Raw genomic sequence first — 10,240 nt, forward strand, 5'->3', positions numbered from 1 at the left:
GGAAGCTCCCGTGACTGTCGAGCATCGCCACGAGGGACCGGCCATGGGCTGGGTAGCCGCCCTGCGGGTATCCGGCGGAGTGCTCCAGGCGCGCTTCTATCGCCTCAGCACCAGGCTTCGCGACTGGCTGCGCGAGGGAGCCTACCGCAGCCGCTCGATCGAAATGTACAAGCCGTTCGAGCCGACAGGCAGGGCCTACCTGGCCGCGGTCACCTTTCTGGGGGCCCAGCCGCCGGCTGTAAAGGGACTCAGCCCGGAGCCATCGCTGCTGGCCGACGGCTGCGGCGAGATTATCAGCCTGCTGGAAAGCGCTTGCGACCGACTACCCGAGAACCGAGGAGGGGATGAGATGGACGAACGTAAAAAGGGACTGGCCGCGCGGGCGGTGAGTTCGCTGATGGAGGTGTTTACCCGCGAGGACGAGACGGCGGTCGGTGACGAGGAGGATATCGCCGGGCTGGTGGCAAAACTGGAAAAGGAGCGCAGCCTGCGCATCGCCGCCGAAAAACGAGTGGCCGAGTTGGAGCGTCAGTTGGCCGAGCTGCTGGACAACGAGAACCTCGATGAGTTCAGCGCGACGCTGACCGAGGCCGCCCGCCAGGAAAGGATAACTCCGGCGGAGCAGGCCGGCTATATCCGCCTGGGCGAGCGCCTGGACGAGGCCGGTCGGGCGGCGATCCTGGCGGAAATTTCCTCGCGTGAGCCGATGGGCCTGCTGGCGGAGATCAGCGCACTCGCCCCCGGCCGCGACACGGACGGCCGGCTCAACCGCACCCGCGCGGCATTCGAGGGATTCCCCGAGGACCCCGAGCACGACGAGGCGCTGAAACTGATGGCCGCCGAGACGGGACTGGTGTTCGAGGAGGCGATCCTCAGGGTCCGGCTGGCCGGTCAGGTGCAATAGGGTAAGGCACTTATATCTAAACTAATGTAGTGGTTAACAGAGGAGAAACGCAAATGGCAGTCAAGCTGAGAGAGAGACTGATCAACACCGACACGTTCACTGTCGGCAGCAGCGATATCGCCCGCGGCACGTGCACCGTGCTCAACAGCGGCGTGGTTGACGCCAGCGGAGCCAACGCGGCCAAGTTTGTTGGAATTACCACCGAGCCTGGCACCGCGGGCAAGGACGTCCGCGTGGCCCAGGGCGGCAGTACTGTGCTGGCCCTGGCCGCCGACGGAAGCGTCTCTGAGGGCGACTGGCTTGTCTCCGACGCCACCGGCAAAGTGACGACCGCCGGTGCGGGGGCGCAGGGCACGGCCCAGTATTTTGTCGGCTACGCCCTGCGGGCATCGGCCGCCGCCGACCAGTTGATCCCGGTGGCGGTCTGGCCGGCGCGTGTCGATAACCCGGCTCCGTAGTAGTGCATAAAATTGAGCATACTTGATTTGGAGAAACGTATCGAAACCCGTCAATACCCAGGAGAGCGAAGATGGCTGATAGATATTCGACCCTGAATCTCAACCGTACACTGACTCAGTTCGCCATGGAAAGTATGGGCGCCGGCGGTCCGTTCGTGGCCGACAGAGTTGCGCCGGTGGTCCATGTACCGGTGACCAACGGCAAGTATTACGTGTTCAGCGGCACGGAAGCCCTGCGCGATGACTACGATGCGCTGCGCGCCCCCAAGACCGAGAGCAACGAGATATCACGCAGCTACAGCTCGGCGACTTATGCCTGCCAGCAGTATGGACTGAAGGATCTGGTCGCCGACGAGGAGCTGGATAACGCCGACCGTGCGGTGATTGACCCCGAGCGCGACGCTATCGAGCTGATTACCCGTAAGCTCAAGCTGCCGATCGAGATGCGCTTGATCGCCAAGGTGATGGACACCAACGTCGTTACCAACAACGCCTCGGCCACCGCCGCCTGGAACGCCGGCAGCGGTGTCGATATCGAGGGCGATATCGACGCGGCTAAGCTCAGCGTGCGCAAGAAGGCCGGCGTGGAACCCAACACGATCGTGGTCCCGCCCCATATCGCCGCGGCCGCCAAGAAGGACAGCAACATCCGCGAGCTGGTCAAGTACACCGACAGCACCCTGCTGGTTGGCGGCGAGCTGCCGCCCAAGCTGTTCGGGCTGGAAGTGGTGATCCCGATGGCCCTGAGCGATGAGGCCGCGCCGGGAGTGAGTACTCCCAACGTGGATTTCGCCTGGGACGACAACAGCGTGCTGGTGGCCTACGTGGAGCGCCAGAGCCCGAGCAAGCGCGCTATTTCGCTGGCTTACCAGTTCCGCCGTCCGGTGGCGGGCAGCCTCGATGTGGCCGCCTACCGCTACCGCGACGAGAGCCGTCACGCCACCGTGATCGAGGGCCTGATCGAGCAGACCGAAGAAGTGGTCTGCGCCGACTGCGGTTTCCTGATCACCGGCGCGTATGCCTGATCCGGAGGTAATGTATGAAAGTTAAGATACTTAAATCCTGGATTTATCGCAGTAAGCTCCGTCAGCCGGATGAGGTTGTGGTGCTGCCGGAAGATGACGCCCGGCGGGCAGAGGAGATGGGAGTTGCATGTCCACTCCGTCGCCGCTCCGCCAGGGGCGGCAAAAGCACCGGAAGCGCTAAATCTAGTTGACCCGGATGCCGGGCGGGCCGCAGCGACGGCCCGCCCGGTGGGCGGGAAGGAGGACCTGAGTGGCTTACAGTACTGTCAGCGACCTGACTCGCTGGATCGACAGCGACGAGCTTGTGCGCTTGTGCAGCACGGACCCCTCGGCGACGATTGCCAGCGCCGATGTGCTGGAGGTGGCCGGTGAAGCGATCGAGAATGCGGACAGCCAGATCGACAGCTACCTGCTGGGCCGTTGGCCCGGCCTGAGGAGCTACGATCCAGTCCCCGATGAGATCAACCGTCTCAGTGCGATCATCGCGGTCTACCAGCTCTATCTTCGACGCCGGGCTGTCAGCAGTGACTGGCGGACCAGTTACCAGGACAGTCTCGAACGGCTGGCCGCCGCCTCGCGGGGAGAGTTGGACCTCGGGCTGGATGACTCCGGCAGCACGGCCGCGGAACCGGAGGAGATCTACCGTACCGACGCCGAGGAAAGCGACCGGAAGTACAGCAGCGAGAAACTTGACAAGTTCTAAGACGAATTGAGCGGCGCTCCGTCGGCGGCCGGAAACGGGGGAGGTGCCGGACGGCCCGGGTTGAGGTGACACAATACACCCGCGTCCGGGAAATACATCCCGGCAGACGAGGTATCGGCGAGAGCTGCGAATACGCCGACCGGAGCGCCGCGATATTCAAAACCGATTTTCACTGAGCAGGAGGGCCGCGTGGCCGCAGATATCAAGACAATCAGCGATGCGATAATTTCCCGTCTGGCCGCGCAGGTCCCTGGGCTCAACAGCCGGACCGTGGCGACTTTCACCGGCTCGGTCGCCGACCTGGCGGCCCAGGGCAGAAACTTTCCGTTCGTCGGAATCAGCCTGTCGTCGGTGAACTACAGGAGCCTCAATGCCGAGGAAAGCCTGGCCCGCGAGGAACTGTCGTTCAGCGTGAAAGTAGTCGTGGAGGATTTCCGCGGCCAGGGATTCAGCCTGGAAACGGGCTACGGGCTGCTGGACGAGGTCCGCGACTGCCTGTTGGGCGCCAGGCTGGGGATCGACGGACTGGCCCCGCTCGAGCTCGGAGCGTTCCGGGTGGACAGCGCCGCGGAGAAAGAGGGGCTGGCCGTGTTCGGCTCCAGCATCTCCACCTGGCAGCTTCGTCAGAGCGTCTGAGGAATGTGTATATAAAGTTTTATATGAGGGGGAATCCTCCCCGGTCAACGTAACGGAGAGCGAGGAAAAATGGTTACACCCGTGTTTGCCAGCAGCACGCGGATCGCCTGGTCATCCAAGCGGCAGAGCGCTTTCGGCAGTCCGCTCGTCGAAGCGGATATGGACAGGTTCCTCAAGCTGCAGGAACCACTGATTGTCAATGAGACAGCGGAACACTGGAGCGACAGAGGCAGTGTCGGCAGTGGTCACGACTGGACCGAACAGCGCGGGCGGGAACGCCAGTCCGTTCAATTCAGTATCCCCGACCAGGCGCTGCCTGTCGATTTTATCGGTTACCTGCTGGGTCTGCTGTTCTCGGCCGAAACGGCCCAAACCACAGCCGGTGGCGCAAACGAGCACAACTGTTCGTTTCAGTCGCTCGACAGCCGGCCGGCCGCATGGACCACCACCCTGGCCGTGGGCGAGGACGACCTGAGCTACTATATCCAGGATGCCGCAGTGACTGGATTGACAATCAGCGGCAGCCGGACCGACAGACTGCAGGCCGGAGCAGAGCTGGTGGCCAGCAAGATCGGCGGTACAGTGACCGGTAATAACTGGCCGGCCGCTTCCGCGCTGCGCTATCTCTACAGCTACGCAGGTACATTCAGCCTGGACGGTGATGATTCCCGCACCGCCCAGTTGCGGGATTTCAGCCTGAACCTGAATTCGGGGATCAATGCCGAGCTGGCCTGGCAGAAAGCCTCCAGCGAAAGCGAGCGGCTCCACCCCTCGTGGTGGCCGTATTCGCCGGAGCGCAGCATGACGCTGAACATCAGCCTGCTGGGATCCACCGGTGATCTCGACACGTTCCGCACCGCCCAGCAGCAGGCCACGCCGATGTCGGTGGTGATCAGCTGCCTCGGCGAGGTAATCGGCGGGACCTCTCCCCCGGAGAACGACCTGGTGGAGATCACGATCCCGCAGGCGGTGTTTACCGGCTTGGATTACAGCTACGAGGACGGGATGATGGTGATCTCGCTGACGGCCGAGGGAGATTACCACGCGTCCACCGGTGGTCCGCTGGCGATCTGCACCGTCGAGGGTTCCGTGCCGGAGTACTTCGTCTGATAACAATGCTTATGATATATAAAGTAATATATCTCAGCTCAACTTTTCGGACAGGGAGGTTCAGGATGGAAGACAGGAAGTTTTTCGGCCTTGGCGGCGATGAGCGGGTGAGTGTGGAGCTGACTGTGCAGAGCGGTGGCGAGCACTATCAGCTGGTCCATCTGTTCCGCCGTCCCTCGGCGGCCGACAAGAAACGGTTCTGGGCGGCGATGGGCTCAGTACCGGCCGCCGAGGGCCAGGACCGTAACTTGGCCTATCTTTCAGCCCAGGAGCGGCTTTACGATGACAGTATCCTGGAGGTGGAGGGCTATGACCTCAAGGACGGTGGAAGCGAGGATGAGCGCTGGTGGGTGGCCCTTGTTCCGCTGGAGCACAAGCTGTGGGCCGTGGAAAAGCTGCTCTCGGAGGCCGGTAACCTGGAGCCTGAAGCCGTAAAAAACTGATCCGGGACATCCGACGCGTGCTGGACGGAGCGGGTGTCCCCGGCAGGAGCGATATCTGCCCCGGTACGGAGTGCTGCGGCTGGCTCGCCGACAGCGACGACCCCTGCCGTGGTTGCAGCTTGCGGGGAAGCGATCGGGAGGGCGGATGCCTGGCGGCGAATTACGCGCTGTTCCTGGCGGACTTTATCGAGACTTTCAGCCCCTCGGCTGCTGAGATCGGCTGGCGAGACTACGAGGTCTGCCGCGTGTGTCTCCAGGCAAAGCAGGAGCATCTGGCGGATATTCAGCGCAGGACTTTTCAATTCCCGCTAGGGCAATTCGGTCGGGCGAATCGCAGGGTCTGATTTGGATTCTTATCGCGAAGGGACGAGAGAAAATGGTCAGTAAATGGAAAACGGGCACCGGGAATCAGAGAAATTCCGGAGGCGGCAGGCAGATATCTGCGGCCTTGACGGCGACTGTGAATCAATTTTTCGGGAGCCTGTCCCGTCAGCAGGCTTTCTCTACCTCCATGACGGTTCCCGGAGTGAGGCCTTCAGCGGGTGGGGGTCTTATGCCCGCCGGCGGAAGTTATCAAGCCGAACCGGGTCAGTGGTGGCAGCAGATGAAGACCGGTCAGGAGGAATTCCTGAGGCAGACGCTCGACGGCTTGACGAAAATGGAGGGCGGCTTCGGGAAGATGTTCGGCAACTTCCTCAGCACCGGCAATCAGACTTTCGACGAACTGGCCGGCAGCCTGGCGAAAATGGGTCAAAATCTGCTGGGCGGCCTGACCGGGCAGGGCGGGCCGATGTCGTTTCTGGGTTCGGTACTCGGGCCGGTCAAGTCAGCGCTCGGATTCCTGAGCCCGGTTAGCTCGATCCTGTCGACCGGTTTCAGCCTGTTCAAGGGTATCAAAGGCCTGTTCGGCGGCAGGAAGACGCAGCAGCTCTCCTCCCCGCTGGTGAACAGGAGCGATTATATCCCCCGCGTGTCGGCCGCGCCGGTACCTCAGGGGAGGACAGTTAACGTCTATATCAACGGACAATCGTTGAGTTCGGCGGTGGAGGTCGACCGCACTCTTGGCCGCGCCGGCGTGGACCGTCGGCTGAGGGAGCAGGTCAAGGAGCTGGTGCGCAGCGGGGCCAATCCGGTTGCCTGATGCTTGCCGGGACTTTAAACCTTTTTGTCCGAACAGAGCGCAGCGGGAGGAAAACTGATGGCAGAATATCCCCATATCCTGGCAGAGAACTTTCTCGAGAATGCCACGGTCTCGAAAGAGGGGTTCACCGAGAACCCTGTATATAAAATAGAATACATATCGGACCTGTCGCGGATGAGCAAGTGGCAGGGCGGTAACTCAGCCACTCAGCGTCTGATCTGGACCCTGGTGGATGGGCCGCGCTGGGCGGACACGTTTGTATTCGACCGCAATTCGGATATCACCGGCAGCAGCCCGAGTGTCGGCCTGTACCACGCAGACAGTGCGGGCGGGCCGTGGACCCAGGTTAAGCTTGATGATGATTCGGACCTCGTAATCAACCAGCCGGACAGCGATACGATTTACTGGAAAACGCTGACACCGGTTGAGGCCCGCTGCTGGTCGGTGCTGCTCCAGGGTCTGGACGGCATGACCCGGACGCCCTCGATCTTCAACGTCTGGCTGGGCAGCAGGATCGAGTTGACTTTCGGGCCGTTCGGTGATTTCGACCCGTACGAGGAAGAAGTGACCGGCGAGTCCCTGCACGGCGCGTCCGGCGGGTTCCAGTGGACCCAGCGGTTTCGCCGCCGGGTTCTGCGCGCCGCGTTCGAAAACCTGACTGACAGCCAGTACGGCCAGTTGTCCGTCTGGTGGAATCAGGCGGCGGCCAGGGGCAAAAACTGGTGGTGGCTCAGTTTCCCCACCAGCGAACCCGGCGACCCGCTGTACCTGAACTGCGAGGGCATGGCCCACCGGTTCGCTGTTACCAGCGCGGTGCGCCACGGCATAATCGAAGCCTGGGAGGTGCTCTAATGGCCCTGACACCGACGACCCGCTGGACAGGGAACGCCATGGCCGGGCGGGCCGAACCTGTATTAAAGTTTGAGTTCAGCCCGACCGTGGCTTACGACGAGTTGAGCTGCCGGGCCGACTGGAGGAGCGGCGATCCGTCCGATAATCTGGATGTGAACCACCAGTCCGACCAGCTTCGCCTGGAGCGCAGCAGGAAGGTGGACCACCCGGAGAGCCACCTGGTTCAGAGCAAGAACTATTTCCCGATAGTATACAAATATATAGAGGAAAACGGTGTCATGGTCCATGACGGGGCCACTTTGGGACGGTACGTGCAGACTTTCCGCTGCGACAGGTCGTTCAAGCTAGCTGAACTGCACATGTCGATCCATAACCATTCCGAGTACACGGGCCGCCTGACAATCCGGATTCTTACCGGCCTCGGAGAAAGTGGTTTGGGCGAGAGGCAGTTGTCGGGCCAAAGCCACGTGGACAAGGTTCTGGAGGGCGCAAGGGAACTGGGTCGGCTTGAAATCGACTACGCCAGCAGGGAACCGCTTGTCCGCGATGACGATAGCGACGGGAGCTGGCTTATGCTGGATTTCAGCAGGGAGAATGTCTGGATTCCCGGCGGAGATATCCCCTGCGCGATCGTCCTCGAACCGACCGCTGGCAGTGGGGATAAGTTCATTTGGTTCAAGGGCAGCGATTCAGTCGGGAGCTACACCAAAGGCAGTCTTTACTGGGGAATCCCCAGCAGCAAATTGTACTGGCTGCAGAGCGGCCACCTGGCATTCAAGTTTAAGGTTGACGCCTTCGCTCAGCAGGGAAGCGGGACCTGGATACTCGATCTGGGACAGGAGCTCCCGGCCGAAGCCGAGGGCGAACTGGAGATCCGTTACTGCGAACCAGAGGGTACCAGAGCAAGGTTCCAGATCGCCGAAGCTGATTCAGCCTCGGCGGCGGCGGGCAAGAGTCTGACGCGGACCGTATCCGACGGCTCGGTGATCGGCAAACGCTATGTCAAGCTCAAGGCCACTCTGTTCAGCGACAGCCTGGGGATCGACACTCCGCGGATCCAGTCGATCAGGGTGGCGTTCAAGCACAGGGTAAACTGGCTGCTGGCCTCGCGGCCCATGTTCGGCTACCCGAACCTGGTGGCCGAGGCCCCGGACTACTCGGCCGAGGGCGATCCGCTTTCGGGCAGCGCGTCGGCCACCGATACCAGCCGGATCGTGCTGATGGACCCCGGCGGAATCGCATCGGAGCTGTTCTCCAGCTACAACATGAAAAACGACCGGATAAAAATCTGGCTCGGATTCGACACGCCGGATTTTGTCGATCACGGCGCCGGCGGGCAGCCAGACTGGCTGCCGTTCAAAACCGTCTGGGTCGAAGACTGGGAGCCGCGCGCGGGACAGGTCGAGGTCCACTGCTACGATCAGCAGATCCGCTTCCGTAAGGCGCAGGCCCCCCTTCCGGCCGATCCGCCCGAACAGACCGAGCATATCTATTACGACCGGGCGAACCCGGCGGAGATCAAGTACGACCTGCTGCGCCGGGCCGGGATCAGGCGTTGCGAGATCGAGTATGACCACGCCGAGGGCACGCTGGCCGCGGCAGGGGGGGCCAACGGCAGTTTCGCCAGCCTGGCCTCGAAATTCGACTGGGAATTGAACTACGGTATCAGCGCCGCAACCGGACTGGAAGGGGTGGACAGCGAGATCAACCGTCACCTGCTCGCCTTTCAGTTGGTGGACGAAAACGGCAAATGGGTGGTCCGCTACGCTGATTTCGATTGCGAATACGACCAGGATGAAGGCTGGCTCCGCGATGGAGTTGCCCTGCCAGTGGTCGAGAACGACCACCTTGCTGTCGGCAGCGAAACCTTCAGTCCGGGCCTGAAGTACATGCGCAACTGGGGACTGGTGTATTTCGGCGGCAGCGGCGGCGGGGAAACGGGGTATACCAGCCTGACTGTCAGTCCCGGTCCCGGCAGCGCCAAGGCCCACAAGGAAAACTCATCCGACAAGCTCTACAGCGCATTTATCCCCTCGGACAGGGAGGACCAGGCAGGCGCCGTGGCCAGGCGCCGACGGCTGCTGCAGCAGGACGGCCTGCGCACGGTGCAGTTCACCACCGGTCTGCGGTACGCCAGCCTCCAGATCGGCGAACATATAAACTTTTATAGCAGTCTGTACCGCCGGCCCGGCGCGGCCTCGCCCAACCCGCTGCTGGTGATGATCACGCGCAAGAATATCGACAGCAACCTCTCGTCAATCCACTGGGCCGGAGTGGTGCTGCTGGACGCCGAACAGACAGCGTCCGAGGAGTATCAGTTCAATCCCCCCTCGTCGCTGACCGTTACGCCGCTGGGTGACGGTACGGCGCAATGGGATTGGCCGGCCGCGGTAGACGAGCAGGCCGATGGAGTTGTCCGCTACGAGCTGTACCAGCGGCTGAGCCATCTGCGGGACTGGGGCGCGCCGATCCACAGCGTACCCGCCGATGACAGCCAGAACTACGGGTGGACCGGGAGCGGGTACGACGAGGCCCTGCAATACGACTGCGGAGTCAGGTCCGTGCACAGCTCGGGCGCGAGCAGCCCGGTGGTGACAGCGGATAACGTCGTGCTGACCGGTCCCGTGCCTCCGGTCCCCGGCTCCGGTGACTGGATACTGCGCACCGAGCCGGGCCGTTTGATCGTGGAACTGCTGAACGCGGTCGGGGACGCATCGAGCTACTATGTTTACGTTATCGCGACGGGCGGATGGCAGAAACTGGGCTCGTTTACCGCCGGCACTAAATTTGAATACGAGGTCCCTGATCCGTTCACGCCCAGAGTCTGGATCATGGCGATCAGCGCCGCTAATAAATGGGGCGAGAGCGCCAGGTCGGCAATCCAGGTCAAAATCAATCTGACCAGAAACCCGGCTAATTTCGTGCTGGGTCAGCCGGAGTTCGATTCGGCCGGCGGCGCGTTTCCGGC

10 protein-coding genes and 1 pseudogene (2 of these 11 cut by a window edge) are annotated in these 10,240 nt (G+C 62.1%); all 11 read left to right on the forward strand.

Going from position 1 to position 10,240, the window contains the following annotated elements; translation table 11 throughout:
* A pseudogene (locus FVQ81_05420) lies at nt 1-904 on the forward strand (hypothetical protein) (it extends 170 nt beyond the left edge of the window).
* A gap of 53 nt (nt 905-957) precedes the next feature.
* Entirely contained in the window at nt 958-1,362 is a 405-nt protein-coding gene (locus FVQ81_05425; GenBank protein MBW7996008.1) for a hypothetical protein, read from the forward strand.
* A gap of 71 nt (nt 1,363-1,433) precedes the next feature.
* Nucleotides 1,434-2,387, forward strand: a complete 954-nt coding sequence (locus FVQ81_05430) for a hypothetical protein (GenBank protein MBW7996009.1) — start codon at nt 1,434-1,436, stop codon at nt 2,385-2,387.
* A 250-nt stretch (nt 2,388-2,637) separates the two neighbouring features.
* Complete coding sequence (locus FVQ81_05435; GenBank protein MBW7996010.1) at nt 2,638-3,090, forward strand: DUF1320 domain-containing protein; 453 nt, start codon at nt 2,638-2,640, stop codon at nt 3,088-3,090.
* A gap of 189 nt (nt 3,091-3,279) precedes the next feature.
* Nucleotides 3,280-3,726, forward strand: a complete 447-nt coding sequence (locus FVQ81_05440; GenBank protein ID MBW7996011.1) for a hypothetical protein — start codon at nt 3,280-3,282, stop codon at nt 3,724-3,726.
* A 69-nt stretch (nt 3,727-3,795) separates the two neighbouring features.
* On the forward strand, nt 3,796-4,836 hold the full coding sequence (locus FVQ81_05445) for a hypothetical protein (protein MBW7996012.1): 1,041 nt from the start codon (nt 3,796-3,798) through the stop codon (nt 4,834-4,836).
* Nucleotides 4,837-4,901: 65 nt separating this feature from the next.
* Nucleotides 4,902-5,279, forward strand: coding sequence for a hypothetical protein (locus FVQ81_05450; GenBank protein MBW7996013.1), 378 nt, complete (start codon nt 4,902-4,904; stop codon nt 5,277-5,279).
* A 17-nt stretch (nt 5,280-5,296) separates the two neighbouring features.
* Nucleotides 5,297-5,623 carry a hypothetical protein gene (locus FVQ81_05455; protein MBW7996014.1) on the forward strand — a complete coding sequence of 109 codons (327 nt, stop codon included), beginning with the start codon at nt 5,297-5,299 and terminating at the stop codon, nt 5,621-5,623.
* 260 nt (nt 5,624-5,883) lie between these two features.
* Nucleotides 5,884-6,420, forward strand: coding sequence for a hypothetical protein (locus FVQ81_05460; protein MBW7996015.1), 537 nt, complete (start codon nt 5,884-5,886; stop codon nt 6,418-6,420).
* A 57-nt stretch (nt 6,421-6,477) separates the two neighbouring features.
* Nucleotides 6,478-7,272, forward strand: coding sequence for a hypothetical protein (locus tag FVQ81_05465; GenBank protein ID MBW7996016.1), 795 nt, complete (start codon nt 6,478-6,480; stop codon nt 7,270-7,272).
* Nucleotides 7,272-10,240, forward strand: partial view of a fibronectin type III domain-containing protein gene (locus FVQ81_05470; protein MBW7996017.1) — the 5' portion only. It continues 1,474 nt past the right edge of the window; 2,969 of the gene's 4,443 nt are visible here — the first part of the coding sequence; the start codon lies at nt 7,272-7,274; the stop codon falls past the right edge of the window. Before FVQ81_05465 ends, FVQ81_05470 begins: the two co-directional genes overlap by 1 nt.

It is taken from the genome of Candidatus Glassbacteria bacterium (assembly GCA_019456185.1).
In the GTDB taxonomy this organism is placed as follows: Bacteria; Gemmatimonadota; Glassbacteria; order GWA2-58-10; family GWA2-58-10; genus JAJRTS01.

Excerpts from the sequence above, each read along its gene's own strand:
- FVQ81_05450 (MBW7996013.1), top strand. The coding sequence starts at position 4,902 with ATGGAAGACAGGAAGTTTTTCGGCCTTGGCGGCGATGAGCGGGTGAGT.
- FVQ81_05445 (MBW7996012.1), top strand. The coding sequence starts at position 3,796 with ATGGTTACACCCGTGTTTGCCAGCAGCACGCGGATCGCCTGGTCATCC.
- FVQ81_05460 (MBW7996015.1), top strand. The coding sequence starts at position 5,884 with ATGAAGACCGGTCAGGAGGAATTCCTGAGGCAGACGCTCGACGGCTTG.
- FVQ81_05465 (MBW7996016.1), top strand. The coding sequence starts at position 6,478 with ATGGCAGAATATCCCCATATCCTGGCAGAGAACTTTCTCGAGAATGCC.
- FVQ81_05430 (MBW7996009.1), top strand. The coding sequence starts at position 1,434 with ATGGCTGATAGATATTCGACCCTGAATCTCAACCGTACACTGACTCAG.
- FVQ81_05425 (MBW7996008.1), top strand. The coding sequence starts at position 958 with ATGGCAGTCAAGCTGAGAGAGAGACTGATCAACACCGACACGTTCACT.